Origin of the sequence: Mariniplasma anaerobium, from assembly GCF_016865445.1 — a bacterium.
Lineage (GTDB): Bacteria > Bacillota_I > Bacilli_A > Acholeplasmatales > Acholeplasmataceae > Mariniplasma > Mariniplasma anaerobium.
Genome location: NZ_AP024412.1, coordinates 788399 through 814672 on the forward strand (window position 1 = coordinate 788399; position 26274 = coordinate 814672).

Below are 26274 nucleotides of genomic sequence, written 5' to 3' on the forward strand. Positions count from 1 at the left end.
TTTTTATTAATTTAATTTTTCTGCTTTATTTTTTTATGTTTGAAATATAGAAACTTATCTAACAAAATTAATAAAACAGGTAAGAATAATAAGATATAAATGAATGAAATAAGTGTTCCTTTACCTAGTAAAAACCCTATTTCTTGGACTGAAGATATGTTTGAAAATCCACCTTCTATAAATCCTGCAGCAGCTAAAACAGATGCTGAAATCATAATGGTTATAAAACTTTTTTGATATGATTTGTCAATAGCCTCAAATGGTTCAAATGACTTCCTGTAATTCACATATCGATTGGTCATAAGAACTGCGTAATCAATAGTTGCTCCAAGCTGGATAGCCATTACAACTAAATATCCAATATAGATTGTACTTACACCCTGTAAGTATAAAACAGAGAGATTCATCCAAATTGCAGATTGTATTAATAATACTAAAATAATTGGAATGACAAACGATCTAAAAGTAATGAGTAATATGATGAATATTGCTATCATAGATGCAAATGTAATCATTAGTGTATCTGATGTAATTAAATCTTTGATATTAGCTGTCGCTTGATGCATACCAACCATATAGTAATCATCATATTGTGATGAGACTATATCTACTAATTCATCTTGAAATTGATACAAGAGTTCACTTTCTTCTCTAACAGTTGTATAAATAATAAATCGAGTGTAATTTTGCCCTATAAATTGAGCTTTAACATCATCTGGAATAAAATCTCTAGGAATACTTGGATCTACGGTTGTTACTAATGTTTGAACACTTGTAATGTTTGTATTATTTGCTAATTGGGTCGCAAGTGCAACCTCTTTTAAAACATCTCCATTTGGTATAAGTATAACGATTTGTTGGTAAGATCCAAAAGTATCAGTTATCATATTCTCATCTAGGGTTATTTGTCTATCTGGTCCAAATGATGTATTATTGCCGTAAATATAATCAGTCTTATTTGATAATACAACAGATCCAACTGTTAATACAATAAAGAGTATAAATAGTGGATATTTAAGTTTCATTAAAAAAGGAATATATTTTTTAGATGAATGAATTAAAGGTTTATGTTTTGTTTTATCAATTAGTTTATACATTAATAAGATTAATATAGGTGTTACTATAAGTGTTGTTAAATAACTTAGTAAAATACCTTTTGATAGGACAATACCAATATCAAAACCAATTGTATATTTCATAAATAGAATTGAGAGGAATCCAGCTATCGTTGTCAATGCTGAAGCTGTTATTGCAGGAAATGATCGCTTAAAAGCATTTTTAACAGCTACTGAAGGTGATTCTGTAGTTTCCCTTTCTTCATAGTACCTATGGACTAAAAATAAACCATAATCTAATGATAAGGCTAGTTGTAAAGCAAGGGCCATTGTTTTAGTTATATAGGAAACATCGGGTAAAAATATATTTGTTCCAAGATTTAAAACAACTGCGATACCTAAGCTTATGAGTAATATAACAGGTTCAATCCAAGATTTTGAAGCTATCAATAGAATCAAAATAACAATTGGAATTATTAATAATAGTATTTTTAAAACTTCTTGGTCTGCAATGACTCTATTTTCTATATTTTTAATTGCTTCGCCTCTAAATGCATATTCATAATCAGAAGCTACACTTCGTATATGATCGATAACATCTTCTATAACAACATCATAATTATTGAGATCTATAGAAATTTGCAGAAGAGCACTATTATCTACATAAAAATTTGATAGAACAGCGTCATCTATAAAAGCTATAGGAACTAATGTTAAGTCTACATAGTCATCAAGCCAAATAACTTTTTCAACATGCTCTATATTTAGTATTTGTGATTTAATGATAAGAACTTGATCAACACTTATATCATTAACTTGCATTTCAACATAGCTATGAATACCAAATTCATCTTCTAAAACATTTAGTCCTTGAATTGTAGATGAGTCTTTAGGAAGGTACTTTGTTAAATCATAATTTGTCTTAACCTGTGGTATAAGAAAAGCACTAACAAGTGAAATAACACCTATAAAAATTAATATATATATTCTTTTTTTCATTACTTTTAAGCCTCCCAATAGCAATTTTAAATGAATATTTGAAATACCTATTTTAATTATACCTATTTTATGGTATAAATAAGATATGAAACTATGTTTAAAATCATATTTGAAATCTAATTTAAAGAGGTAATAATAATGAAAAATCAAGATATTAAAAGAAAAATTATAGATCATACTAAGATACTTATGCAAACAAACACACATATTACGATAAAAGATATAGCAGAAGCTTGTTACATGAATATTGCAGCTGTTAATTATCATTTTGGGAGTAAAGAAAAATTACTATTAACTGTAATGGATGAAGTGGTTGAGACTTTAAAAGTAGATATTATTAAACTTATTAATGAGAACGACATGGAAATAGAACCATTTTTAGAAAAAATAGTTACTTATGTTTATAACTTTGCGATTGAAAATATAGGTGTGCTAAATTACTTGTTTTTAACAAAGGAACTTCAATCAGAATCTTCTAATGCACTTGTTAAGACATTCTTTACAGAAAATGAGTTTACTCAAATGGTTTATAAAAATTTAAAATCATCATTTACGACAGAAAACACAAAAGAATTAACTGCACGTTATATGATATTATTTTCTTCATTTAGTATTCCATTATTTATACAAATTTCTGAGATAAATAACAAAGATCATTCACCAATTGAAACTTTTAAAGACCCAGAATTTAGAAGATTTTATGTAAAACAATTAGTTAAGATGGTTGAGCATACATGAAAATAGTTGAACTTCAAAAAGAAACCTACAAAGGCTATGAAATTGAGGTTTCATATATGACAAAAGCATATCATCAGATTAAAATCAAAAAATCAAAAAATATTAATTTAACGATAAAACGAAAAAAAACATTTAAAAAACAACAAAAATCCTTTACAATGAATTTATTTGAAGATCATATTGAACAACCCAGAGTTTTTGGAGTTTTTGAGAGAAGAAAATTAATCGCAGTTATTGAAGGCTCAATTGAATCATGGCATAATGTTTATCGTGTCTGGAATCTCTATGTTTCAAAAAGACATCGTAAAGAAGGCTTTGGCACAGCACTATTTGAGCATATAGAGCATATTGCACGTTCAATGGATGCAAGAGCACTAATTTTAGAAGTCCAATCCTGTAATGATCCAGCAATTATGTTTTATGAAAAACAAGGATTGCATTTTGTAGGTTTAAATACACTAGCTTATACAAATGAGGATATACAAAGAAAAGAAGTAAGATTAGAATATGGTAAAAGATTATAAAAAAAAATAGAAAATCTTTAAGATTTTCTATTTTACTTTTAATGTGACACATTTAAGATACAATGATTCATCGGATCCTAATAAAGCTGGATGGTCCTTTGATTGAATTCTAAAATCAATCATTTGAGTAATTCTTTTTGCATCATGTGATGCATCAGCAAGCATTTCAATAAACAATGTTTGATCCATATAATGTGAACATGAACATGAAACTAAATATCCCTCAGGTTCAATAATTTTTAAAGCTTGTAAATTGATATCTTTATATCCTTTATAGGCTTTTTTAATATCATTGCGTTTTTTTGCAAAAGCAGGTGGATCAAGAATAACGACATCAAATGTTTTGTTTTCTTCATGATAAGCTCTTAATTGGTCAAATACATTTGCTTTATAGGCTTTAACTTGTGATAAATTATTTAATTTAGCGTTTTTTTCTATTTGACTTACAGCATGTTCAGAGATATCAAGACAAGTAACTTCCTTTGCATGGTGATATGCAGCATGTAAACCAAATCCACCGATATGAGAAAAACAATCTAGGACGGTTTTACCAGAAACATATGGTTTTAAAGCATTGTGATTTTCTTGTTGATCTAAAAATGTACCAGTTTTTTGCCCATTAATGATATCAATTTCCATTAACAATTCATTTTCTTTAATGATAATTTGTTCTGGAACTTCACCGTATACAACACCTTTAAATAGTTCAAGACCTTCTTTTTTTCTAACAGATACATCACTACGTTCAAATATCCCTTTTGGATTAAATAATTCAACTAAAATATTAATAAACATATCTTTTCTTAAATCTATACCTAGTGATAAGATTTGAATGGATAAATATGCATCATATTTATCTACAATGAATCCAGGTATACCATCGGATTCACCAAATAAAACACGATAACTATTTTTAAATCCTAAATCTAATCTAGATTGATTTGAAAGTTTTATTTTTTGTTTAAAAAATTCTTCATCAATAACTTCATCAATATCACGTGATAATATACGAACAAATATTTTAGAAGTAGTATTTAAAAAGCCTTTACCTATAAACTCGTTATTATAAGCATAAACATAAGCGATTTCGCCACTTTTGATAATACCTTCTATATGGTCAATTTCATTACCATATACCCAAGGATGACCTTGCCTAATTCTTATATCTTCTTTTGGTTGTAAAAATATTTTACAAAAATCCATTATTTTTTTCCTTCAATTCTTCTTTTGGCATATAAATCTAAAATATAGTTTTGGAAATCAATATTATAATCATCATTTATTAAATTAATAAATTTCTTAGTTTTAGTTTCGTTGCCTTCAAACTCGAGTATATTAAAACATTTAGTTAAAGATTCTTCAAACTTTTTTTGATCTCCTAATTTATAATAGGCTAAGGATTTATAGTAATAAAGATAATCCATGATATAAAAAGAAATTAGAGATTTATTTCTGTTTATCGCTAAATTACAAAATTTAATAACTTGATCATAAGATTCTAGAATACCTGAATTTTTTGCAAGTCGTGCAAGAATTAAGGTTAAAACTTTTTCATTCCCACCACTAACGATGACTCTGGAATCATTTAAATATTCAGTTATTTTTTCAATGATTTTAGTTTGATCTTCGGTAGGAAGTACATCAATTAAGAATGTAAGAATTAGTAGCTCCATTGTGTTTAAGACACCTTGCTCTAAAACAAAAGGATAATTAACTAGTTCTTTACTCATTTGTCTCATTTGTTCTACAGAAATTTTTCGACTGTAATAGTTATTAAGCATGATACTATGTTTATAAAGTAAAACGTTAGTTGGTTCAATAATGTGATCAATGGATATTGTTTTAGCTAATTCTGAAAATTTTTTATGATCATAATTTACAGCTAAATTGTAAAGATTATTCATTTTACTTGTTTCTTCAATTTTAGCGACTTCAAATTCTCTTAAAATAGTATCAGTTTTCATACCTAATCTTGTCGTAAGCTGAGAGATAACACTAAAAGGAATATCGGATTCACCTTTCAGGTATCTTCGATATTGCCTAATTGAAACAATTTCATGTAAAAATGTTTCTTGAGAAATATGGCGAGCAATTCTTAATCGCTCAATGTAGATGCAAAGTGTGTTAGATTTCATAAAAAAAGTCACCTTTTTTCCAAATCGGACATATACGCCCTGTTCAATGTGTCATTTTTAGCATAAAATAAAAGAAAACGGAGGTTTCACTATGAAAAAATTAGTAAAAGTTACATTAATTATTGTTGTTTTGGTTATGGGTTTAGCATTTGGTCTTTCTATGAGTAATAATTCACAAAAAGATATTTCACTTGATTTTGAAAATTCTGGACAACCTGAATGGTACGAAGTTGTAGAACTTAGAGCAAGCAAAAGAAATTTTGATTCAGTTCAAGGATTTAAAAACTCTGGTTTACCAGAAACAATAGAAGTTCAAAGTCTTTAATATAATCTCTCTCTAGTATTATATCATAATTTTAACTAAAAAATAGGCTTCATTGTGCTATATTTACAAACAATGTAATGCAAAAAGACGACAAGGAGCGTAAAAGATGATATTTGGAGTTATCATGATATCTATAACAATTATACTAACCTTCTATATCTTTTTTAGTGCTGCCAAATGTAGAATTCAGTTAATACACCATCAATACAGTGAAAGTGAAGATTTACATAAGACCGTAACATTGTTTCTATCTAAAACAACTATTGTTCTAGCTTTGTCATGGTGGATTAGTTTAATTTTAAACTCATTTATGAAAACTCAATTAACTTTATTTGAGCCTAATCCTTTTGTTAGAGAAACTTTATTTGTCATCATTGGGATTATATGTATCTTAGTTTTATTATTGTTTAGAAATACAATCTACAAGAAATATTTAGATGATAATATAGAAAAAGTTATATATATAGAATATTCATTGAGCTTTATTTCTGGAATTCTTTATGCAATTATGTTTACTTATACCATTGAAACTATTTTATACATACTTTAATTACACAGAGGTGCTTATGAAAAACATAGAAATTATAAAAGATATAAATATATTTATAGCAAATATAGGCATGGATATAAAAAATTGGATTCAAGTCTTATTTGAAAATCATTTATTAAAAGTTGAATACATAAAGTTGCTAGAAATGGGAGCTTTTATTGGATGTCTATTATTTATCAGTCTTATTTTTATTATTGAGTCTAATAAAATTAAGAGAACTGAGTTTCTCGGGAAAAACACTTCATCTTATTTAGAAATTGGACTTATACTAGGAACTTTAACTACATTGATTTTAATGTTTATTAATTCGAGTACTTTTAATGTATCAATCATATTTATTATATATTTATTCTTTGCATACACAATAAACAAAATTAGGATTCACTTTTTTGAAAAAACTGGACCAAAAACCAAATACCAAAAACAAATTATATAAAATATACTAAAGATGGAATTGTTATTTCATCTTTTTGCTTATTCATTGAGATTTTGTCTGTTTAGTTGTATCATGAAATCAAGGAGATGATATCATGACACTAACAAATCTTATTAAAACGAGAGTCAGTCAAAAAACTTATTTAGATCAAGAAGTTCAAAGATCATTAATAGAAGAATTATTAGATACAAGTCTTTATGTGCCAAATCATAAAATGAGAGAACCGTGGAGATTTATTATCATTGATGGTAAACAAAAAGAAGTATTAAAAACAAGATATTTAGAGCAACTACCTAAAGATCATGTAGAAGATATTGAGAAGCAAATAGATAAAATATTTAAAGCTCCAACAATAATTGCATTTTTAATGCCTTTATCTCTAGATTATGATGATGAGATTGAAGACTTACAAGCCAATGCAATGCTTATTCAAAACTTTTTATTGCTTGCAAATGAAAAAGGATTATCAACGCACTTAAAAACACCACTTTTTATTAAAACAGATTTATTTAAATCTATATTAGGTGTTAATCCAAGAGAAATTGTTTCTGCACTTGTAATGGTAGGATATGCAGATAAAAATAGTGCAGCTAAGAGAAGAACACCAGCTGCAGAATTATTAAGTTATTATAAATAATTAAAAAAGAAATAATCTATAAAAAAACTGATGTCTTATTGAGCATCAGTTTTTTTTATTTTATACTTTATATTTTCTTGTAGCCTCTATAGCAACTTTCCAACCCTTGATGTTTTGTTCTCTTTTTGCTTCTGTCATTTTAGGTTCAAATACTCTATCTAGTTGCCATGATGATTCAATTTCATGCAATGATTTCCACATGCCTACTGCAAGACCTGCTAAATATGCAGCACCTAAAGCAGTAGTTTCAGTTATTTTTGGTCTATAAACATCTATATTAAGAATATCTGATTGGAATTGCATCAAGAAGTTATTAACAATCGCTCCACCATCTACTTTAAATGATTTAATAGGAAGTTTCGCATCTTTTTGCATAGCTGTTAAAACATCTAAAGTTTGATAACAAATAGATTCTAACACAGCTCTAGCAAAATGATTTTTTGTTGTACCGCGAGTCAAGCCAAACATTGCACCTTTTGCTTCTGGATCCCAATATGGTGTTCCTAGTCCTACAAAAGCAGGGACTATATATACACCTTCATTTTCATCAAGTGCAGTAGATAAACTTTCTGTTTCTTTAGCATCCTCAATAAGTTCAATACCATCTCTTAGCCATTGAACAGCAGAACCAGCAACAAATACAGAACCTTCAAGTGCATAGTTCACTTTGTTATCAAGACCCCATGCAATAGTAGTAAGTAAACCATTTTTTGAAAATACTGGTTTTTCTCCTGTGTTCATAAGCATGAAACAACCTGTTCCATATGTGTTTTTTACCATACCATCTTCAAAACAAGTTTGTCCAAATAGAGCTGCTTGTTGATCACCAGCAATACCACTAATAGGTGTTTTTTCTCCAAAGAAATGATAAGGAACAGTATATCCATATATCTCAGAAGAAGGTCTAACTTCAGGTAACATGTCCATAGGAATATCTAATAGATCACATAACTCTTTATCCCAGCAAAGATCATTAATATTATAAAGCATTGTGCGTGAAGCGTTCGTGTAATCTGTTTTATGAACACCACCTGTTAACTTATATAATATCCATGAATCAATCGTTCCAAAAAGTAATTCTTTATTCTTAGCTCTTGCTTTACCATTTTCAATATGTTCAAGAATCCATTTGATTTTTGTTCCAGAAAAATAAGGGTCAATAATCAATCCAGTTTTTCCTTTAACAAGTGGTTCATAACCTTTTTCAATAAGGTCATGACATATATCATGGGTTTGTCTAGATTGCCAGACAATCGCATGATAAACGGGTTGTCCAGTTTCTTTATCCCAGACAACTGTAGTTTCTCTTTGATTGGTTATACCAATCGCATTAATATCTGCAGCCTTTAGATTTGCATCAATTAAAACTCTAGCCATAACAGTTAAAACACTTACCCAAATTTCATTTGCATTTTGTTCAACCCACCCCGGATGCGGATAAATCTGAGTGATTTCTTCAGAAGCACTAGCAATAATTTGACTGTTCTTATCAAAGATAATAGCTCGAGTAGATGTCGTACCTTGATCAATTGAAAGTATATAGTCTTTCATAATTATATCTCCTTTATATATGGATTTGTTTTGTTGCAACAATATCAACTTCAGTATCACAAATGTGTTTAATGATTACATCACCTATTTTAACATCTTTTTCCAAAATAATGCCATTAAGTTTTTTTAGAGCATCAAAGATGAGTTCTTTTTCTAATGGCTTATTTGTTTTAACAGAAACTCTTGGGTATGTAGTAGATGTTGTTTTAACTGTGGTTGTTAAAATGCGTTTCGGATGAGTCATTTCTTCAATCGCATAGGCTACGCCGCGTTTACATTTGTTGCCAGTAACATTTAAATCTTTATCAATTGTTACATGACATCCAATCGGACACATAATGCAAATTAACTCTTTATTTTCCATTATGACATCTCCTTTACATGAATATATAAATCATCTTTAGATATAAAATCTGAAGGTGAAAGTTTTATTTTTTGCATCTCAGCAGGAACAATATATTTTGCTTTTACTTCTTTAATAATTTTTCCGTTTTGTTCAACTACAAAAGTAGCCTTTTCAATTTTTTTAGAAGTTCTAAAAGATAGATCAACGTCTTGACTTAAGTTATTAAAATCAATACTTTGAGGAACTATGTATCTTATAAGTTGATCAAAATCAACTACTTTCTTACATGCTTTATCTTTTTTAGCATCAAGGATATACTTTTTAGCAGAACGTCCTGCTTTTTGACTTTCAATGGTTACATCATCAACTAAATCATGTACATGAAGAGCATTACCACATACAAAGAGTCCTTCAATGGATGTCTCTAATGCTTGATTGACATAAGCACTTTTTGTTAAAGGATCAATATCAATAGCAATTGATTCAAATAACTTAACATCAGGGATTAGACCGACTGAGAGAAGTAGCGTATCTACTTTAAATGTTTTTTGTGTTCCTTCTATAAAATTGTAGTCTTTATCAACTTCTTGGATAGTAATAGCTTCAAGACTTTCTTTTCCAACGACATCAGTCACAGTATGAGAAAGATATAGAGGAATATCAAAGTCATTTAAGCACTGTACAACATTACGTGTTAATCCATTTGAAAAAGGCATTAATTCAGCAACTCCTAAAACATGAGCACCTTCTAAGGTCATACGTCTTGCCATTATCAATCCAATATCTCCGCTGCCTAGAATAAAAATTTCTTTTCCAACTAAGTAACCATCCATATTTAAATAGCGCTGAGCTGAACCTGCTGTCATGATTCCCTTAGGTCTATCTCCTGGAATTGATATTTGACCACGAGATCTTTCATAACAACCACTTGTTAGAATAATTGTTTTTGATTTAATTTCAAACTCACCATGTTCTATGTTAGATACAGTTAAAGTGAATATGTCCTCTTTTTTGATATCAACAACTGTTGTATCTAAAATATATTCGATGTTCTTTTTGATGACACTGTCGATAAGTTTTTGAGCATATTCAGGACCTGTTAATTCTTCTTTGAACACATGAAGTCCAAAACCATTGTGAATACATTGATTGAGAATGCCACCAAATATTTGATCTCTCTCGATAATTAAAAGTTTTATATTTGGATCATAAGCTTCTAAAGCAGCAGATAGACCAGCAGCTCCACCACCAACAATTGTTATATCATAGATATCTTTCATGATGACACCTTCGTTTCTTTATATAAGATTGGCGTATTTTTTTGGTCATAATCTACTTGAGTTAAATCTTTATTGGTTTCTCTAGCAATAATTTTAACAATTAATGACTCACAATATCCACCTTGACAAATACCACTACCTGCACGTGCTCTTTTCTTAATGCCCTTTATGGTATCACTACCAAGCGGTCCATGGATTGCATCTATAATTTCTTGTTCAGTAATATGTTCACATTTACAAATAATTCTTCCATACAATGGATTTTCTTTTTGTTTTTTAATTTTTTCTTCTTTTGTTAGATGATTAAAAACTATCTTTTTCGCTATAGTAGGTGTAAATGAATCTTTAATAGGTAATTTTATTTTAATAATTTCATCGACTAGATATTTAGCAATTGCAGGAGCTGCAGTGATCCCCGGAGAATCAATACCTGCAACATGATAAAAGCCTTTGTGAGAAGTAGATTCTTTAATATAAAAATCTTTATAAGTAGAAGTTGCTCTAACTCCAGCAAAGGATCTAATAATCAATTCAAAAGGAATGTTTTTAGCAAGAGCTGTGACATGTTGCTTGATATAGGTTAATCCAGTTTTTGATGTTGATATTGAACCCTTGTCATCAACTAATTCACTTGTTGGCCCTAAAAGTATATTGCCATGTACTTGAGGTGTGACTAATACACCTTTCCCTTTTTTAGAAGGTAAAGGATATAGGACATGGTTGATAAACCCTCTAACACTTTTATCTAAAACAAAGTATTCACCTTTTCTTGGTGTGATTTTAAAAGGTGCATCGTCTTCAATCATATCTTTGATATCATCAGAATAAACACCAGCAGCATTAATGATAGCTTTAGATTCATAGATTTGATCGTTTTGATCTTTAAGAATATATATGTCATTTTTATGATCTATAGATATAATTTCACTATTTCGAATAAGTTCAACGCCATTGTTAATCGCATTTTCTAATGCAAAAAATGCAACTTCCCAAGGAAAACAAACTTTTGTTGTAGGCAAAGATAAGACTTTAGTGATATCATCGCTTAAATTAGGTTCACTTAGCTGTGCTTGACTTAGATTAAGAAATTCCATGTCATTAACTTTATTTAATTTTGCATTTTCATATAAATCATTTAATATATCTTCTTCATCCTTATCATGTGCGCACACGTATGCGCCTGTTTTTAATAAAGAAATGTGAAGATCTTTTTCTAAATCATCATAAAGTTTGTTGCCAAGAACTGATAATTTAGCTTTTAAAGTTCCATATTGTGGATCATGTCCTGAGTGGACAATTGCGCTATTAGCTCTAGTTTGAACATTAGCAACATCATTTTCTTTTTCAAGCACTAGAACATTTAAGTCATATTTGCTTAATTCTCTAGCAATTAATGAACCAATGATACCGGCACCTATTATTGTGTAATCATACATATGTAAAGCCTCCTATTAAATCAAAAAAGAGCAAAAAAACGATTTAAAATCAATTTTTTACTCTCTCTTAGTCTCTTTTTTTATATTAACTTGTTAAATCCATAAATCAGGATTCGAGGTTGTTACTGATATTGCACCTGATTTGATGCAATGATTGATTTCTGCTTTTGATCCAATTAAACCACCCATAAGAATTTGAGCAGAAGTTTCTTGAGTTACATATTCTATAACATTTGTGCAAGAAGATGGAAGTATTTCAATATACTGAGGTTCTATCTTTCTAGCAAGGGATATAGATTGTCCCAAAGCAGTTGAATCTTTAATGAAAAATCTAAATATACCAATGACTTTTCTTTTCTTGCAAACTTCAATGACTTTAGGTTTGCTCGAAATGATACCATCAACATTAAGATTTTGTATAAGAAATATTGCACCATACTCATCACTACTCAACCCTTTAATAAGTTCAGAGTGTATAAGCACTTTTTTATGACTATCTTTCATAACTTGAATAAGTTCTGGTAATTGAGCCAATTGAAAGTTCATCAATATACCATATTCATAATCTGAAGCTATGAATTTTTTAAGTGCCTGATGGTTACTAATTGCAGGTAGAATTTTTTGATTTATACTCATAAATGCCTCTCCTTAAAAAAATAACGCAAAGTCAAAAAAATAGATATCTATTTATAACTTTGCTCTCATCTCTTTTTTCTCTTAACTTGTAATTTAATTATAGACTTATTTATTAAAATAGTCAAGTTAAGAAAATAAATAAAAAAATACTTTTTTGTTGACAAATCAACAAAAATGGTGATAATATAAAGTATGCACACATAGAAGAGGTGAATTATGTTAAAAATATTTAGATTTTTTAGATGGTATCATTGGGTCTTTACACTACTAATTTTTGTATTTATTTACTTACAAGTACAATTTGATTTAAAATTAATAGACTACATGGGGAATATCATAAGAATCATAGGTAATGCTAGTTCGACTGGTACAAGTCAGACACCCGCTATCATAGATGAAGGGTTAATGATGTTATTAGTCACATTTGGAAGTATTACTATGACGATCATCGCAAGTTTTTTTGCAGCTAGAGTTGGTACTAAAGTAGCAAACATTATGAGAAAGAGTCTATTTTCTCATGTTCAAGGATTTTCATTAGAAGAAGTTAACAAATTTTCAACTGCTTCATTGATAACTAGAACAACAAATGATGTTCAGCAAGTTCAAATGGCATTAATTATCATGCTTAGAATGCTTGTTAGAGCACCTATTATGGCAGTAGCAGCAATTTTAAAAGTTACTGATTTAAATTTGACAATGTCTTTGGTAGTCGTTTTTGGAATAGTAGCAATTATTGTAATGATTGGTACAATATTTTATTTTGTAGGACCTAAATTCAGTTTATTACAAAAGCGTACTGATGATTTAAATGAAGTCACAAGAGAAACACTAACAGGGATTAGAGTCATTCGTTCTCACCATGCAGAAACCATTCAAGAAAATAAATTTGAAGGTGTAAATGAAAAATTAACTAAAACTCATATCTTTGTAAACACCGCAATGAGCTTTTTAAATCCAGGGATGACAATTGTCTTTAATGGACTTAATTTATCACTTATTGTTGTTGGAGCTGTCTTAATAAGCACAAACAGTTTAGGAGCAACACCAATTGAAGGACTTGCAATTCAATTACAATTTATATCTTATGGCATGATGATTATGATGAGTTTCATGATGTTAATTATGATGTTTATATTCCTTCCAAGAGCTTGGGTATCAGCTAATCGTATTATGGAAGTTATCAATACACCATTTAAGATCAATGATGCTAAGGCAAATAATATTGATCCACGAGGAGTTAGCGTGGAATTTAAAAATGTTTGTTTTAAATATCCTGATGCTGATGAATGTGTGATAAGAAATATTAGTTTTAAAGGTACAAAAGGCCAAACCCTAGCATTCATTGGATCTACTGGTTCTGGTAAATCAACAATCATCCAATTGCTTTTACGTTTTTATGATGTAACTGAGGGTGAAATACTAGTCAATTCTAAAAACATTCAAGAATATCCTTTAGAAGAATTGTACAAACTCATGGGATATGTACCTCAAAAAGGTATATTATTTAGTGGGGATATTTTATCAAATATGCGCATTGCTAATCCAGATGCAACTGAAGAAGAAATACTAAAGGCTTTAGAAATTGCTCAAATCAAAGATTATGCATTATCATCTGATGAAGGATTAGCTAAAGAAATAGATCAAGGTGGAAAAAATGTTTCTGGTGGGCAAAAACAAAGATTATCAATTGCTAGAGCATTAGTTAAAAATGCACCTATTTATATATTTGATGATTCATTTAGTGCGCTTGACTATAGAACAGATAAAACACTACGTAAGGCACTTAAAACAGAAGTTAAAGATGCACTTAATATTATTGTGGGACAACGCATAGGAACGATTATGGATGCAGATCAAATCATTGTTTTAGATAAAGGTGATATGGTTTGTAAAGGTACACATAAGGACTTATTAGAAACATGTCCAACATATCAAGAAACTGCATATGCACAACTTTCAAAGGAGGAACTTGCTAATGGCTAAAGAAAAATCACAACCACGACCAATGCATGGACCTGGTTCACAAAGAGTCGTGCAAAAACCAAAATCAATGAAAAAAGCTTTTAAAACATTGATGAGATATTTAAGTCCACATAAATATGTATTTTTAGTAGTTATTGTATTTGCATCACTTTCTGCAGTATTTAACATATTAGGACCTAGATATTTAGGGAAAATAACCAATGAAGTTCAAATTGGTATATTTACAAATTCACCAATTAATTTTGATAGAATTTATCAAATTATGTGGTTGCTAATTGCACTATATATAATTAGTTATATATTTAATGTTTTACAAGGTATTATTATTACAAGATTGACTCAAAAACTTACTAAACAAATGAGAACAGATTTATTTAGAAAAATGGAACGCATTCCTTTGAAGTATTTTGATAAGAATGCACATGGAGACACTTTAAGTAGAATGACTAATGATATCGACTTAATTGGTCAAGCGCTAAATTCTTCTGTGACTCAATTTTTCACATCAATCACACTTTTAATTGGTGTATTGGTTATGATGTTTATCATCAGCTGGCAATTAGCATTAATCGCTATAGTTTCACTACCGTTATCAGGTGTGATCTTACGTTTCATTATGAAAAAGTCACAGAAATTTTTTGTGAAACAACAAAAAACACTGGGTGCTTTAAATGGTCATATAGAAGAAGCTTATACTGGACAACAAATTTTAAAGGCTTATCAAGCTGAAGCTAAATTTTTAAATGTATTTGAACAACACAATGATGACTTATATGAAACTTCTTGGAAGAGTCAGTTTATTTCAGGATTGATGTTTCCAATTATGAATTTTGTTGGGAATTTAAGTTATTTATTTGTTGCTGTAATTGGTGGTATTCTTGCTGTTGGTGGCGGTTTATTAATTGGGGATATACAAAGTATGCTTCAATATGTAAGACAGTTTAATCAACCTTTAGGCACGATTGCTCAAAGTTTAACACAAGTACAATCTGCACTAGCTGCAACTGAACGTGTTTTTGAATTTTTAAATGAAGAAGAAATGGAAGTAGAAGAAGAAACTAAATTTATCGAATCTGTTAAGGGCTCTGTTGAATTCAAACACGTTAAATTCGGATATGATGAAGACAAAGAAATTATTCATGATTTCAGTTTAGTTGTAAAACCTGGACAAAAGGTCGCTATTGTAGGGCCAACAGGAGCAGGTAAAACGACTTTAGTTAATCTATTGATGAGATTTTATGAAATTAATTCAGGTGATATATTAGTTGATGGTATTTCCACTAGAAGAATGTCAAGAAACGAGGTTCATAAATTATTTGGAATGGTTTTACAAGATACTTGGCTATTCCATGGAACCATTAAAGAGAATTTAAAATATGGTCACTTAGAAGCTACAGATGAAGAAATTATAAAAGCAGCAAAAACTGCGAATGTTCACCATTTTATTAAATCATTGTCTCATGGATATGATCATGAACTGGGTGAAAATAGTTCAATTTCACAAGGTCAACAACAATTGCTTACCATTGCTAGAGCTATGGTAACAGATGCTCCAATGCTTATTTTAGATGAAGCGACTTCAAGTGTGGATGTGCGTACAGAAATGCTCATACAAGAAGCTATGGATTCATTGATGAAAGATAGAACCACATTTGTTATTGCGCATCGATTATCTACGATTAAGAATGCAGATATTATCCTTGTATTAAATGAAGGTAATGTCGTTGAAACAGGAACACATCAAGCACTTCTAGATCAAAAAGGATTCTATGCTGATTTATACAATAGTCAGTTTGAACTATAGGTGATATGATGGACAATTCAATTTCAATGTTACCAAATTTACTTCATACGTTGCGTAAAAAAATGATGGAAGATTATACTAAATTACTTGATTCTTATGGACTTACACAAGCACATGTACCCTATCTTATGGTTTTATGCCATCATAAAGATGGACTTGCACAAAAAGATATGATAGATATCATTCATTTAGATAAAGCACATGCATCTAGAGCACTTAAAGAATTAGTGATAAAAGAAATTGTGATTAAGGAAGATAAAAATACGTATAAGAATAAATATTTTTTATCTGATAAAGGTCTTGAATTAACAAAAAAAATGAAACTGCTTAATCAAAGTAGTCATGAAGAAGTCTTTTCAATTTTAACTGATGAAGAAAGAAAACAATTGGAAAATATCGTTAAAAAATTGACAGATCATCTCATGGAAAAATAGAAGAATTGTAGGAACACAAATTGTGTTCCTATTTTTTTTATCCTATTAAGGTTAGTTTAAGGTTAGCGAGGTAAACTATATATATGATTTACATGGTTTAAAATAAATACTTATAAAAATGAAATGAGGAACTTAAAATATGAAAAAAATATTTTTTATAATGCTTTTAGCTACACTTGTTTTTATGTTGGTTAGTTGCACTTCAAATGACGATTTAGAATTAGATGATTTGCCTTCTGATAATGATTCATCAGTAAGTGTTATCGGACAAGAAGATCAAATGGTCAGTGAAGTTATTTATCCACATGATGAGGTTGTAGAAGTTAATATTGATATTGATGAATCAGTATATTCTCAATTGGTTTTATCTGCTATGGAGGAAACATATTATGTTTGTAATATTACGTATAATGGATATACTTTAAATGATGTAGCAATAAGAACTAAAGGAAATTCAAGTTTAAGAGATGTCATACAAGCAGGTGGAGACCGATTTAGTTATAATATTGACTTGAATTATTATCAAGATCAAGATTTATTTGGAATTGATAAAATCATACTTAATAACCTTTATAGTGATCCAACCATGATGGTAGAATATTTGACATATGAAGCATTAGCTTCTTTAGATACTGTTTCTTCTAGAACTACATTTGTAGCACTAAGTATCAATAATGAATACTATGGCCTATATTTATCAGTAGAACAAGTAGGTAATGAATTTTTAGATCAAAATTTTGGTAATAGTGATGATGCTCTTTATAAACCAGATAGTGGATTAGGAGTTAATCTAAATTATGTTAGCGATACAACAGCTTATACAGGACTAATCGATAAAAATAATGAAGATTCAGATAATGAAGATATCATTAATTTAATGAAAACTATAGCCTCTGGTGAGCCATTAGATGATGTATTTGATGTTTCTAGCTATCTTAAATATTTAGCAGTATCAACATATACAGTTAATCTAGATTCATATCAAGGTGGTATATATCATAATTACTATCTATACTTAAATCAAGGTGTTTTTGAATGGGTTGCATGGGATTTAAATATGGCTTTTAATGGATTTCTAATGATGCCATTAACAGATAGTCAAGCTGTATCATTTTTAATTGATGAACCTGTTGTTGGAGCGCTAAGCAATAGCGCATTAAATGATGCTATTTTGTCTCAAGAAAGCTATTTAGAAGAATATCACACATATATGCAAACGTTACTTGATACATACTTTAAAGCTGATTCATTTGAAGAAAGAGTTCTTGAAGTCAAAGATATGATTGATAGTTATGTCGAAACAGATTTAAATAGTTTTTACACATATGAAGCATTTGAAAATGCTTGTTCAACTTCTACAGAAAATGCATATAGTATTATAGAATTTGTTGAAAAGAGAAGCCAAAACGTTCAAGCTCAATTGTTAGGAACTATTCCAAGTACAAATAATGGCCAAGGCAATATCATTGATGGAGGAAATACACGTCCACCATTTGTCCCTGGAAGACCTTAAGATATATTAAATATTTATAAAAAAAGCGTGCATTCAATATAAAAATTGAGTGCATGCTTTTTATGTGAAGACTATGAATAAGTTAAATCTAAAATAGAAGTACTATCAATTTTTTCATAGGTAGATAAAATAATTTGTTTATGAATAAAATCAAGTCTTTTAATTTTCCCATAACTGGTTTTCGTATAGCCATCATGATAGTATTCAACGATGATTTCTATTTGATGGTGATAAACAAAATTTAATGTACGGTTAAGTTCTTCAAATTGATCTTCGCTTAAAAGGGGTTTATCCTTTTTACCGAGTTTATAGCGTAGTTCACTTAAAAGTCCTTGATATCCTACTAAAGCATCAAATGGTGCCCATTTGATAATGCCACGATCAACATAGTTATGCATGGTGACCTCCAATCATTTTGTTTCTAGCTTTTGTTGTAGAAGCTTTAAGTTCACTAGAAGCACGATTGATTTTGTTTCTTCCATATTTATATTTCATTTCATCCATTGCTTGAAATAGATTTTGTTCTTTGATGATCAAATCGGGGTTTTCAAATAGCGAAAATTGATAAACATGAGATTCTTTTAAATTGGTTAGACTTACATGAACACGTCTAATGGGTTCATCTTGGTAATATTTATTAAAAATAGATAGACAAGTCTCATAGATGATGTGTGTGGAAGAAGTCGGCTGTTCTAAAGACATCTGTCTTGAAAAACCGCCACCGACATCTTTACTATAAGAAATGCCTAGATGAATCGTTTTAGCAACTTTTTTTGATAATCTAAGTCGTCTTGAAACATCATCAATCATTTCTAAGATGATTTGAAAGATATCAGGGACATAATAATCAGAGAAAAGTGTTTGTCCAACACCATAACTTTTATGTTTTGATCGGATGTTATGTTTATGTTGGATCATACTCATATCAATGCCATGTGTGTGATAATATAACTCTTCACCTAAAATACCGAACTGTCTTTTTAATTCTTTTGGGTTATATTGAGCAATGTCACCTATTTTGATCAAACCAAGGCGATTTAGATTTTTTTCCATGCGATAGCCAATACCCCACATTTCGCTTAATGGTTCAACTGGCCATAATTTTTCTTCAATACTCTCATAGGTCCATTTTGCAATAAAATCAGGTGCCTTTTTGGATTCAATATCTAGTGCTAACTTAGAAATTAACATGTTTGGACCAATGCCAACAGTAGCAAATAGTTTGGTTTCTTCATAAATTTTTGCAAGTATTTTCTTTGCGAGTTGGACATCAGTCATTTTATAATATGCCAAATATTCAGTGACATCTAAAAAAGCTTCATCAATAGAATAGACATATAAATCATCTTCAGAAATAAACTTTAAATAGACCTCTATAATCTTTGCTGAATACTCTAAATAAAGGTGCATGCGTGGCTTTGCAACAATGATGCCTAAGTCTGTAGGCAGTTCGTAAAAACGTAAGCGACTGGGTATGCCAAGCGTCTTAAGATAAGGAGATACAGCGAGGACGATAGATCCTCCGCCACGTCCTGCATCTGCAACTACTAATGGCGTTTTAAAGGGGTCAAGTCCTCTTACAGCACACTCAACAGAAGCATAAAAACTTTTAAGATCAATGCATAAAATGTTTCGATGTAGTTTATATGATTCCATGTAGTCCACCTACCTTTTGCATTTATTATATCAATTATTTTGTTAAATAAAAGACCAAAATGTAATGTTGGTAGATGAAAGTGTTATCAGTAAATTCTTACATTTGTTTACATTATAAACAAGGCTAAAATTATAAAAAAAACACAAGTTTTAACTTGTGTTTATAAGTATAATTCAGGTTTAGGATAAACTTTTCCTTTTAAATCTACTTCAATTTTTTCAATGACTATATCATCATAAGGTCTATCTTTAACATCTCTTGGTTGATTAACAATTAAATCAACAACTTCTATACCAGAAGTTACACCACCAAATGCTGCATAAGCACTATCTAAATGATTAGAATCTTGATGCATAATGAAGAATTGAGAAGAAGCTGAATTAGGATCATTGGTGCGTGCCATAGAGATGACACCTCTTGTGTGATTTAAAGGATTTTCAAAACCGTTTTGTGCAAATTCACCGGTAATTGATTTAACTTTATCACCTTGACCGCCTTGAATCATAAAGCCAGGTATAATTCTGTGAAAGATAAGATCTGTATAGTAGTCTTTATTAATCAAAGAGATAAAATTGTTAACTGTATTTGGAGCAACTTGGTAAAATAATTCCAAAGTAATTTGTCCAAATTTCTTAACTGTGATTGTGACAACTGGGTTGTCTTTGTGTAAATAATTTCTATAATTCATATGTTGTATCCTTTCGTTTTATATATTTTTAAACACGATATATACGTGTGAGTCATCGTATTGATAAGAAGCGAAATCAGGTTTTCCAAACAATTCAACTTCAAAGCCATATTGCTTACCTATATCAATTAAAGCTAAATGTGTATAAGGATATAGAGTCGCAGAACCAAGATTAAAGATGTCGTCGTCTTTAAATAAAATAGTTTCAAAGGTGATGTGGTCTTTATAGTATATATAATTTCTTTTTAATAATACATGATCATCAGAAAGATCAGGAAGACTATCAGGCTTTTCAATTAAGATTTTCGTGTAATTAAGCAATTGAACAATAAAATATTTGTTTTTATCTAAGTGAAGCTTGATTTGTCTAAAAAGGTGATGAATTGAAGCATAATCCAGATGAACAATAGTATTACCAAAACAAGTTATCAAATCATACATTTGATTTGAATGATCCATATATTCAAGGATATCTGTGACTTCAAAAGATAAATTAGGATATTTAGATCTGGCCATATCTATCATGTGATGATCTAGGTCAATACCATAAGCATTCATATCTAATGTATGAATCATATGTGTAAGTCTACCTGTTCCACACCCTAAATCAAGTGCATGTTTTTGTTTGGTTATATAAGGAAAAACAAAATCTTTTAATTTTGGATTAAACTTAAATAACTTGTCATAATACGAACTTAGTAGTTGATACATATGATCACCTTTTAAAAACAGCTACACGTATCATGTAGCTGAGTTTTTTGTTATATAACGTGAATGATTATAAATGTATTTTATCACGTTTATTTAAGTTTCAAAAGATATATGATATTTAATTGTTAAGTTTTACAGAAAATGCATATTCTAAATGAGGTAAATCAATATTTACAAAGTCATTAGTGACTTCAAATTTAATTTTTTTATCTTCTAAGCCTTTAACAAAATGACTTAAAGCGATTCCCATATCAATAGCTTGAACATCAAATTCTAATTGTTGTTGGTATGCTGCAGTTCTATGAAGATAGAAATGGACGTTATTTTTCTTAACTAATACGCGCCAAGGTTGTTTATTGTCTGCAGATGGTGCGAATCTTACAAGTTCGAATAATTCAGCTAGTTTGTGACTTTCTGAAAGTGGTTGATCAAAAGATTCGTTAAAAAACAATGTTTCAAATGGCACTCTTTGATCTGCATGTACATGTTCTCTAACATCTTGTTCTTTTTGTGATTGAACTTTGTCTTCATAGCCAACAGGTGTGATTGTAGGAACAATCTCATGATCTTTTTGCATGAAATCAAAAGTCTTGCGTTCAAATGTACCACCTAGCCATACTGTAGATAGATGATTTTTTGATAATTCAAGAATCATATTTTCAAAAATAAAACCGTAATCTACCATACCATAAAAAGAATTATCAACACAACCAGCAATAAAGCATCTAGGGTTTGTAACAAATCCATACGTCCCGATTTTAGTTTTTTTACTATCATTAAGAAATGGTTTTTTAAAAAACTGAAGTTTTACTTTGTGCTTGAAAAATCCTTCAGCATTGTTATAAGTTTCAATGATTTTTTCAACAGTCTTTAAGTCTTTTTCAGTTAAATCTTTATCAAGATAAGTTCTTACAGATTTTCTTTCTTTAATTAAATTTAGCATATAAGCCTCCTATAAGTTTAAAAATAAACAAGATATTTCTTAATTTTATTATAAGTGTTACAAGCATAAATTACAATGAAAAGGCTTTAGATAAGAAATATTATATTGAGAATATATAAAAAGCATAGAATTTTCATTATTTTTGACTTTTTTAAAATAAAAAGTAAAAAAAATAATATTATATTATTGACAATAGTGTATGTCATACAGTATAATGAAATCAAGAGGTGAGAATATGGCAAATAAAGATCTATTAGACAACATGGTTATGGAATTAAAAAGAGGCACACAAATCATGATTGTATTGGATGCATTGAAAGATATGCAATATGGATATAGTTTATTACAAGTCTTAAATGAAAAAAAAGTCAATATAGAAGCTGGAACATTATATCCACTACTTAGAAGACTAGACAAACAAGGATTGCTAGATTCTACATGGGACACAACAGAATCTAGACCTAGAAAGTATTATAAATTAAATGAACAAGGGACTGAAATATTAAAAGATTTAACAAGTGCTTGGTTAGATATGGTTAAAGAAGTTAACCAAATTATTGAGGAGAATAAATAATGAAAAAATATGTAGAGCGTTATATTTACGATGTAACAAGAAGACTTCCTAAGGAAATGCAAGAAGATGTTAAAGAAGAGTTAAATGCACATATCTATGATATGTTGGATGAAAATCCAACAGATGATGATATTAGTGAAGTTCTTCACAAGCTAGGAAGCCCTAGAGTGATTGCAAATAATTATAAAGAGGATAAAAGATATGTCATTTCACCACTTTATTATGATGATTATATTAGAGTTTTAAAACTAGTTGCGATTATTGCCTTAACTATCTCATTAGTGATTTCATCAATTGAAGCAATTATTCATATCAATGAAGCTACAGTATTTGAGACTATATTTGCTATTTTTGGAAGTATACTAAATGAATTATGTTCGACTCTCATGACAGTTTTCTTCTTTGTGACTATTATATTTTGGCTTATTGATCGTTATCAAGGGAAAACTAGCCCAAATGAATGGAAAGTTAAAGATCTGCCTGATTTACCAGATGTTAAATCATCAAAAATATCTAGAACAGGCAGCATAGTAGGTCTTATATTCAACACTATATTTTCAGTGATTTTCATTGTTATACTCTTAAGATATATAAATGTTATCGGTTGGTATGAAAATGACGTTTTGATTACGAGAATATTTGATAAAAATATTACAGATCAATTTATTATATTTTTCATCATTTCAGCAATTATTGGATTTATGGTTCAATTGTTAAAAATCTACTACAAGAAGTGGAATATACAACTAGCTGCAGCTTATACAGCTTCCACAATTTTATCCGTCATTATAGGTCTTGTATTTATCAATCAAGTAGGACTAATAACTACAGGATTTCTTACAAAACTTGCAAATGAAATGGAAGTAACTGTTGTTTATCTTAAAGATGGTATAAAAACAGGAGCGATTTGGATTAGTGTTATCGTAAGTATACTATCAGCGATAGATCTTATCGCAACATGGATAAAAACGCTAAGACCAAAAAATGCTAAATAAAAATAAAAAGCGCCTTAATAAGGCGCTTTAATATTTTTTTTACTCCTAGCATTAAACCTTACAGTACCATAAACACCGGTGATAATAAAAATACTTCCAATAACATGATAAATGGTTACAGATTCATTTAATAAAAGGACTCCAGCTATGATTGCAACAATTGTAGATAGATTTGCATAAATTGATGAAACATGTGCTGGAACTTTTGATAAAACTAGATTGACTAAGAAGAAACCACCAATGGATGCAACAACTCCAAGATATAATATAGGACCTATGATCTCAAATTGAGCAAGATTGGTAATGAAATCTGACACTCTATTTTCAATGAGTAATTGAATAATATAAATAATATTGAATATCAAAGCACCAAATAACATCATAAAGTATGTCACTTCCATAGGTCTTAGTGACTTAGTGGAAGCAGTTCTTGAAGCAATATTAAATAGTGCTGCAGAAATAACTGCAAATAATAATAAAACAAAGCCTAAAAATTGAGATGTTTCTTCTTGACCAATTTTACTTAATTGTATGAAAAGAACGCCAACAAAACTAAGTAAAATAAATAAAACTTGAATACCTTTTGGCTTTTCTTTTATAATCACAGCACTTAAGATAGCTACAAAAATTGGAATTAAAGCAATCATCATGCCAGCTTCTCCACTTGAAACTAACTGCAACCCATATGTTTCAAACAAGAAATATAAAATTGGTTGAAATAATACAACATATATAAGATATTTAAATTGTGATCTTTGGATCTTTATTTTGATGACTTTCGTCAATCGCAAAATTTCAAATGCAATAAAAGCAATTAAAAAGCGATATGCAATTAAGCCAATAGGACTGACATAATTTAATGCAATTTTTGAAAATAAAAATGAAAATCCAAATATAGTTGCAAATAATATGCCTGCGATATGAACATTTCTTGTCATGTGATTCTCCTTATAATGCTTAAAAAAACACTGATATAGTCAGTGTTTTTAATATATTTAGTTTACGTATGGTCTTTTTTCTTCAGGTTCTTCGATGACTGGTTGAGGCGCTTGTTTTTGTTTTTTCTTAGTTGCTGCATCACCATCATTTAACTCAAGAGAGTATTGTCTATATTTCTTATAGCCACCATATCCATCATAACCAAGATATCCTGCTCCAAATAAAGAGATGATTAAGAAAAAGATTCCTACCACGTTATAGTCAAAATTTGGATAGACAGCGATAATCGCACCTAAGGATAATACAACTATATGAATCCAAAATTTAGGGACTTCAGTTTTTTCACCTAAGAAGACAACAGAATTAAAGAATACTAAGCCTCTTGCATAAAAGAAGAACGCAAGAGAAAATCTATAAACTTGACTCCAAAGATTTCCATCACTTAATGAATCTTTATAAGTAAATGCAATATAAATAATGAGGACACCAATTAATGTATCAAAAATAATTTCAATTAAATTTATAGTTCTTAAGACTTCTTTATTTAATGATTTGATTAATGGGTAAACTCTAAATAATGAAAAAATAACTATTGTTATCCCAGTGATTGCATAAACCACCTGGTCAGCAAATACCATATAGATACCAACACCTAATAAAATAGCTGCTAAAACAAATTTTAAAACCCAACCATAACCATATTTAGCTTTATTCATAATACTTACCTCCATCTATTAATTGAATTATATATTAAATGTAAATATATTTCAATCAATTGAAGTTATTTACTTGTTTTTATTGTATGATATAATATACAAAAGAGGTGATCTTATGAGAAGAAGACTTTTAGCAGCAATGCCATTGATTTCAACAATGCTATTCTTAGTAGCAGGATTATATTTAGAAAATTGGAAATTAGGATGGTCGTTTTTTCTGTTAATTCCATTGAGTTGGATATTATTATCAAAAAATGTATTTAAAAAAGTAAATGATTTAATACCATTAATAGCCCTTATTGTATTTTTATGGTTAGGTTTTGGATTTGAGTTATGGCATCCAGGATGGACAGTGTTTTTACTTATACCACTTGTTAACATGATTGTAGAAAAAAGATTCACACCTAGAAAAATAGTTACTGTTGGTATTTCTGTTATATATATTACTATTGGATTTGTAACAAATGTGTGGCATCCTACTTGGATCATGTTACTATTGATTCCTATTATTAATACAATCTTTTTTCCATATAGTTTTAATTCATTTAAGAGTAATAACAATGGATGGAAATCAGATATTAGTAAATACTTTAAAGATAAAATTATTATAAATGAAGAAGAAGATGAAGCATAGGTCGAATTATTTAAATATCAATCGATCTTTAAATT

At 29.3% G+C, this 26274-nt stretch carries 28 protein-coding genes; 13 read left to right on the forward strand and 15 right to left on the reverse strand.

The window, feature by feature from the left end; all coding sequences use genetic code 11:
- Nucleotides 1-11 precede the first annotated feature (11 nt).
- On the reverse strand, nt 12-2054 hold the full coding sequence (locus tag MPAN_RS03800) for an efflux RND transporter permease subunit (protein ID WP_176238689.1): 2043 nt from the start codon (nt 2052-2054) through the stop codon (nt 12-14).
- 138 nt (nt 2055-2192) lie between these two features.
- Between MPAN_RS03800 and MPAN_RS03805 the strand changes: the two genes are divergently transcribed.
- Both MPAN_RS03805 and MPAN_RS03810 read left to right on the forward strand, forming a co-directional pair.
- Nucleotides 2193-2792 (forward strand): TetR/AcrR family transcriptional regulator, encoded by a 600-nt coding sequence (locus tag MPAN_RS03805; protein WP_176238690.1) that lies wholly within the window; start codon nt 2193-2195, stop codon nt 2790-2792.
- The gene (locus tag MPAN_RS03810) at nt 2789-3316 is read left to right on the forward strand and encodes a GNAT family N-acetyltransferase (protein ID WP_176238691.1); all 528 of its coding nucleotides are present in this window, start codon (nt 2789-2791) and stop codon (nt 3314-3316) included. Before MPAN_RS03805 ends, MPAN_RS03810 begins: the two co-directional genes overlap by 4 nt.
- A 27-nt stretch (nt 3317-3343) precedes the next feature.
- Here the strand turns inward: MPAN_RS03810 and MPAN_RS03815 are convergent, their stop codons facing one another.
- A complete protein-coding gene (locus MPAN_RS03815; RefSeq protein WP_176238692.1) occupies nt 3344-4519 on the reverse strand; it encodes a class I SAM-dependent rRNA methyltransferase in 1176 nt (391 codons plus the stop codon).
- A complete protein-coding gene (locus tag MPAN_RS03820) occupies nt 4519-5451 on the reverse strand; it encodes a hypothetical protein (RefSeq protein ID WP_176238693.1) in 933 nt (310 codons plus the stop codon). Before MPAN_RS03820 ends, MPAN_RS03815 begins: the two co-directional genes overlap by 1 nt.
- 91 nt (nt 5452-5542) lie before the next feature.
- Here MPAN_RS03820 and MPAN_RS03825 point away from each other — a divergent pair, with 91 nt between their 5' ends.
- The 4 genes from MPAN_RS03825 to MPAN_RS03840 all read left to right on the forward strand — a co-directional run bounded on the left by MPAN_RS03825 (nt 5543) and on the right by MPAN_RS03840 (nt 7399).
- Nucleotides 5543-5776 carry a hypothetical protein gene (locus tag MPAN_RS03825; protein ID WP_176238694.1) on the forward strand — a complete coding sequence of 78 codons (234 nt, stop codon included), beginning with the start codon at nt 5543-5545 and terminating at the stop codon, nt 5774-5776.
- Nucleotides 5777-5882: 106 nt separating this feature from the next.
- Complete coding sequence (locus MPAN_RS03830) at nt 5883-6326, forward strand: hypothetical protein (protein ID WP_176238695.1); 444 nt, start codon at nt 5883-5885, stop codon at nt 6324-6326.
- A 16-nt stretch (nt 6327-6342) separates the two neighbouring features.
- Nucleotides 6343-6762 (forward strand): hypothetical protein, encoded by a 420-nt coding sequence (locus tag MPAN_RS03835; protein WP_176238696.1) that lies wholly within the window; start codon nt 6343-6345, stop codon nt 6760-6762.
- Between the two features lie 94 nt (nt 6763-6856).
- Entirely contained in the window at nt 6857-7399 is a 543-nt protein-coding gene (locus MPAN_RS03840) for a nitroreductase family protein (RefSeq protein WP_176238697.1), read from the forward strand.
- Nucleotides 7400-7459: 60 nt separating this feature from the next.
- Here MPAN_RS03840 and glpK read toward each other — a convergent pair whose 3' ends face one another.
- The 5 genes from glpK to MPAN_RS03865 all read right to left on the reverse strand — a co-directional run bounded on the left by glpK (nt 7460) and on the right by MPAN_RS03865 (nt 12648).
- Nucleotides 7460-8950 carry a glycerol kinase GlpK gene (gene glpK / locus MPAN_RS03845; protein ID WP_176238698.1) on the reverse strand — a complete coding sequence of 497 codons (1491 nt, stop codon included), beginning with the start codon at nt 8948-8950 and terminating at the stop codon, nt 7460-7462.
- Nucleotides 8951-8963: 13 nt separating this feature from the next.
- Nucleotides 8964-9314, reverse strand: a complete 351-nt coding sequence (locus MPAN_RS03850) for a DUF1667 domain-containing protein (protein ID WP_176238699.1) — start codon at nt 9312-9314, stop codon at nt 8964-8966.
- Complete coding sequence (locus tag MPAN_RS03855; RefSeq protein ID WP_176238700.1) at nt 9314-10576, reverse strand: NAD(P)/FAD-dependent oxidoreductase; 1263 nt, start codon at nt 10574-10576, stop codon at nt 9314-9316. The genes MPAN_RS03850 and MPAN_RS03855 overlap by 1 nt, the downstream gene beginning before the upstream one ends.
- Nucleotides 10573-12012, reverse strand: a complete 1440-nt coding sequence (locus MPAN_RS03860) for an NAD(P)/FAD-dependent oxidoreductase (RefSeq protein ID WP_176238701.1) — start codon at nt 12010-12012, stop codon at nt 10573-10575. The genes MPAN_RS03855 and MPAN_RS03860 overlap by 4 nt, the downstream gene beginning before the upstream one ends.
- 93 nt (nt 12013-12105) lie before the next feature.
- Nucleotides 12106-12648, reverse strand: coding sequence for a glycerol-3-phosphate responsive antiterminator (locus MPAN_RS03865; RefSeq protein WP_176238702.1), 543 nt, complete (start codon nt 12646-12648; stop codon nt 12106-12108).
- Nucleotides 12649-12864: 216 nt separating this feature from the next.
- On the opposite strand from MPAN_RS03865, the gene MPAN_RS03870 reads away from it, so the two are divergent.
- From MPAN_RS03870 to MPAN_RS03885, 4 genes are all read left to right on the forward strand, one after another.
- Complete coding sequence (locus MPAN_RS03870) at nt 12865-14631, forward strand: ABC transporter ATP-binding protein (RefSeq protein ID WP_176238703.1); 1767 nt, start codon at nt 12865-12867, stop codon at nt 14629-14631.
- Nucleotides 14624-16435, forward strand: coding sequence for an ABC transporter ATP-binding protein (locus MPAN_RS03875; RefSeq protein ID WP_176238704.1), 1812 nt, complete (start codon nt 14624-14626; stop codon nt 16433-16435). Before MPAN_RS03870 ends, MPAN_RS03875 begins: the two co-directional genes overlap by 8 nt.
- Nucleotides 16436-16443: 8 nt before the next feature.
- Complete coding sequence (locus MPAN_RS03880) at nt 16444-16869, forward strand: MarR family winged helix-turn-helix transcriptional regulator (protein ID WP_176238705.1); 426 nt, start codon at nt 16444-16446, stop codon at nt 16867-16869.
- A 139-nt stretch (nt 16870-17008) separates the two neighbouring features.
- A complete protein-coding gene (locus tag MPAN_RS03885; RefSeq protein WP_176238706.1) occupies nt 17009-18382 on the forward strand; it encodes a CotH kinase family protein in 1374 nt (457 codons plus the stop codon).
- 71 nt (nt 18383-18453) lie between these two features.
- Here MPAN_RS03885 and MPAN_RS03890 read toward each other — a convergent pair whose 3' ends face one another.
- The 5 genes from MPAN_RS03890 to MPAN_RS03910 form a co-directional block, all read right to left on the reverse strand.
- Nucleotides 18454-18780, reverse strand: a complete 327-nt coding sequence (locus MPAN_RS03890; protein ID WP_176238707.1) for a YolD-like family protein — start codon at nt 18778-18780, stop codon at nt 18454-18456.
- Nucleotides 18773-20038, reverse strand: a complete 1266-nt coding sequence (locus MPAN_RS03895) for a Y-family DNA polymerase (RefSeq protein ID WP_176238708.1) — start codon at nt 20036-20038, stop codon at nt 18773-18775. The genes MPAN_RS03890 and MPAN_RS03895 overlap by 8 nt, the downstream gene beginning before the upstream one ends.
- Before the next feature lie 161 nt (nt 20039-20199).
- Nucleotides 20200-20727, reverse strand: coding sequence for a peptidylprolyl isomerase (locus MPAN_RS03900; protein WP_176238709.1), 528 nt, complete (start codon nt 20725-20727; stop codon nt 20200-20202).
- 18 nt (nt 20728-20745) lie between these two features.
- On the reverse strand, nt 20746-21438 hold the full coding sequence (locus tag MPAN_RS03905) for a class I SAM-dependent methyltransferase (protein ID WP_176238710.1): 693 nt from the start codon (nt 21436-21438) through the stop codon (nt 20746-20748).
- A gap of 118 nt (nt 21439-21556) precedes the next feature.
- Nucleotides 21557-22381 (reverse strand): nitroreductase family protein, encoded by an 825-nt coding sequence (locus MPAN_RS03910; protein ID WP_176238711.1) that lies wholly within the window; start codon nt 22379-22381, stop codon nt 21557-21559.
- Between the two features lie 235 nt (nt 22382-22616).
- Between MPAN_RS03910 and MPAN_RS03915 the strand changes: the two genes are divergently transcribed.
- Both MPAN_RS03915 and MPAN_RS03920 read left to right on the forward strand, forming a co-directional pair.
- Complete coding sequence (locus MPAN_RS03915) at nt 22617-22955, forward strand: PadR family transcriptional regulator (RefSeq protein ID WP_176238712.1); 339 nt, start codon at nt 22617-22619, stop codon at nt 22953-22955.
- A complete protein-coding gene (locus MPAN_RS03920; RefSeq protein WP_176238713.1) occupies nt 22955-23950 on the forward strand; it encodes an HAAS signaling domain-containing protein in 996 nt (331 codons plus the stop codon). Before MPAN_RS03915 ends, MPAN_RS03920 begins: the two co-directional genes overlap by 1 nt.
- A gap of 14 nt (nt 23951-23964) precedes the next feature.
- Here the strand turns inward: MPAN_RS03920 and MPAN_RS03925 are convergent, their stop codons facing one another.
- The gene (locus MPAN_RS03925; protein WP_176238714.1) at nt 23965-24888 is read right to left on the reverse strand and encodes a DMT family transporter; all 924 of its coding nucleotides are present in this window, start codon (nt 24886-24888) and stop codon (nt 23965-23967) included.
- A gap of 57 nt (nt 24889-24945) precedes the next feature.
- A complete protein-coding gene (locus MPAN_RS03930) occupies nt 24946-25605 on the reverse strand; it encodes a hypothetical protein (RefSeq protein ID WP_176238715.1) in 660 nt (219 codons plus the stop codon).
- Between the two features lie 115 nt (nt 25606-25720).
- Between MPAN_RS03930 and MPAN_RS03935 the strand changes: the two genes are divergently transcribed.
- Nucleotides 25721-26239, forward strand: a complete 519-nt coding sequence (locus MPAN_RS03935) for a hypothetical protein (RefSeq protein ID WP_176238716.1) — start codon at nt 25721-25723, stop codon at nt 26237-26239.
- The last annotated feature ends 35 nt before the right edge of the window (nt 26240-26274 follow it).

Excerpts from the sequence above, each read along its gene's own strand:
- MPAN_RS03895 (WP_176238708.1), bottom strand. The coding sequence starts at position 20,038 with ATGGAATCATATAAACTACATCGAAACATTTTATGCATTGATCTTAAA.
- MPAN_RS03855 (WP_176238700.1), bottom strand. The coding sequence starts at position 10,576 with ATGAAAGATATCTATGATATAACAATTGTTGGTGGTGGAGCTGCTGGT.
- MPAN_RS03865 (WP_176238702.1), bottom strand. The coding sequence starts at position 12,648 with ATGAGTATAAATCAAAAAATTCTACCTGCAATTAGTAACCATCAGGCA.
- MPAN_RS03900 (WP_176238709.1), bottom strand. The coding sequence starts at position 20,727 with ATGAATTATAGAAATTATTTACACAAAGACAACCCAGTTGTCACAATC.
- MPAN_RS03825 (WP_176238694.1), top strand. The coding sequence starts at position 5,543 with ATGAAAAAATTAGTAAAAGTTACATTAATTATTGTTGTTTTGGTTATG.
- MPAN_RS03910 (WP_176238711.1), bottom strand. The coding sequence starts at position 22,381 with ATGCTAAATTTAATTAAAGAAAGAAAATCTGTAAGAACTTATCTTGAT.
- MPAN_RS03850 (WP_176238699.1), bottom strand. The coding sequence starts at position 9,314 with ATGGAAAATAAAGAGTTAATTTGCATTATGTGTCCGATTGGATGTCAT.
- glpK (WP_176238698.1), bottom strand. The coding sequence starts at position 8,950 with ATGAAAGACTATATACTTTCAATTGATCAAGGTACGACATCTACTCGA.
- MPAN_RS03905 (WP_176238710.1), bottom strand. The coding sequence starts at position 21,438 with ATGTATCAACTACTAAGTTCGTATTATGACAAGTTATTTAAGTTTAAT.
- MPAN_RS03890 (WP_176238707.1), bottom strand. The coding sequence starts at position 18,780 with ATGCATAACTATGTTGATCGTGGCATTATCAAATGGGCACCATTTGAT.
- MPAN_RS03815 (WP_176238692.1), bottom strand. The coding sequence starts at position 4,519 with ATGGATTTTTGTAAAATATTTTTACAACCAAAAGAAGATATAAGAATT.
- MPAN_RS03810 (WP_176238691.1), top strand. The coding sequence starts at position 2,789 with ATGAAAATAGTTGAACTTCAAAAAGAAACCTACAAAGGCTATGAAATT.
- MPAN_RS03925 (WP_176238714.1), bottom strand. The coding sequence starts at position 24,888 with ATGACAAGAAATGTTCATATCGCAGGCATATTATTTGCAACTATATTT.
- MPAN_RS03930 (WP_176238715.1), bottom strand. The coding sequence starts at position 25,605 with ATGAATAAAGCTAAATATGGTTATGGTTGGGTTTTAAAATTTGTTTTA.
- MPAN_RS03800 (WP_176238689.1), bottom strand. The coding sequence starts at position 2,054 with ATGAAAAAAAGAATATATATATTAATTTTTATAGGTGTTATTTCACTT.
- MPAN_RS03835 (WP_176238696.1), top strand. The coding sequence starts at position 6,343 with ATGAAAAACATAGAAATTATAAAAGATATAAATATATTTATAGCAAAT.
- MPAN_RS03920 (WP_176238713.1), top strand. The coding sequence starts at position 22,955 with ATGAAAAAATATGTAGAGCGTTATATTTACGATGTAACAAGAAGACTT.
- MPAN_RS03805 (WP_176238690.1), top strand. The coding sequence starts at position 2,193 with ATGAAAAATCAAGATATTAAAAGAAAAATTATAGATCATACTAAGATA.
- MPAN_RS03830 (WP_176238695.1), top strand. The coding sequence starts at position 5,883 with ATGATATTTGGAGTTATCATGATATCTATAACAATTATACTAACCTTC.
- MPAN_RS03875 (WP_176238704.1), top strand. The coding sequence starts at position 14,624 with ATGGCTAAAGAAAAATCACAACCACGACCAATGCATGGACCTGGTTCA.
- MPAN_RS03870 (WP_176238703.1), top strand. The coding sequence starts at position 12,865 with ATGTTAAAAATATTTAGATTTTTTAGATGGTATCATTGGGTCTTTACA.
- MPAN_RS03885 (WP_176238706.1), top strand. The coding sequence starts at position 17,009 with ATGAAAAAAATATTTTTTATAATGCTTTTAGCTACACTTGTTTTTATG.
- MPAN_RS03915 (WP_176238712.1), top strand. The coding sequence starts at position 22,617 with ATGGCAAATAAAGATCTATTAGACAACATGGTTATGGAATTAAAAAGA.
- MPAN_RS03820 (WP_176238693.1), bottom strand. The coding sequence starts at position 5,451 with ATGAAATCTAACACACTTTGCATCTACATTGAGCGATTAAGAATTGCT.
- MPAN_RS03935 (WP_176238716.1), top strand. The coding sequence starts at position 25,721 with ATGAGAAGAAGACTTTTAGCAGCAATGCCATTGATTTCAACAATGCTA.
- MPAN_RS03860 (WP_176238701.1), bottom strand. The coding sequence starts at position 12,012 with ATGTATGATTACACAATAATAGGTGCCGGTATCATTGGTTCATTAATT.
- MPAN_RS03880 (WP_176238705.1), top strand. The coding sequence starts at position 16,444 with ATGGACAATTCAATTTCAATGTTACCAAATTTACTTCATACGTTGCGT.
- MPAN_RS03840 (WP_176238697.1), top strand. The coding sequence starts at position 6,857 with ATGACACTAACAAATCTTATTAAAACGAGAGTCAGTCAAAAAACTTAT.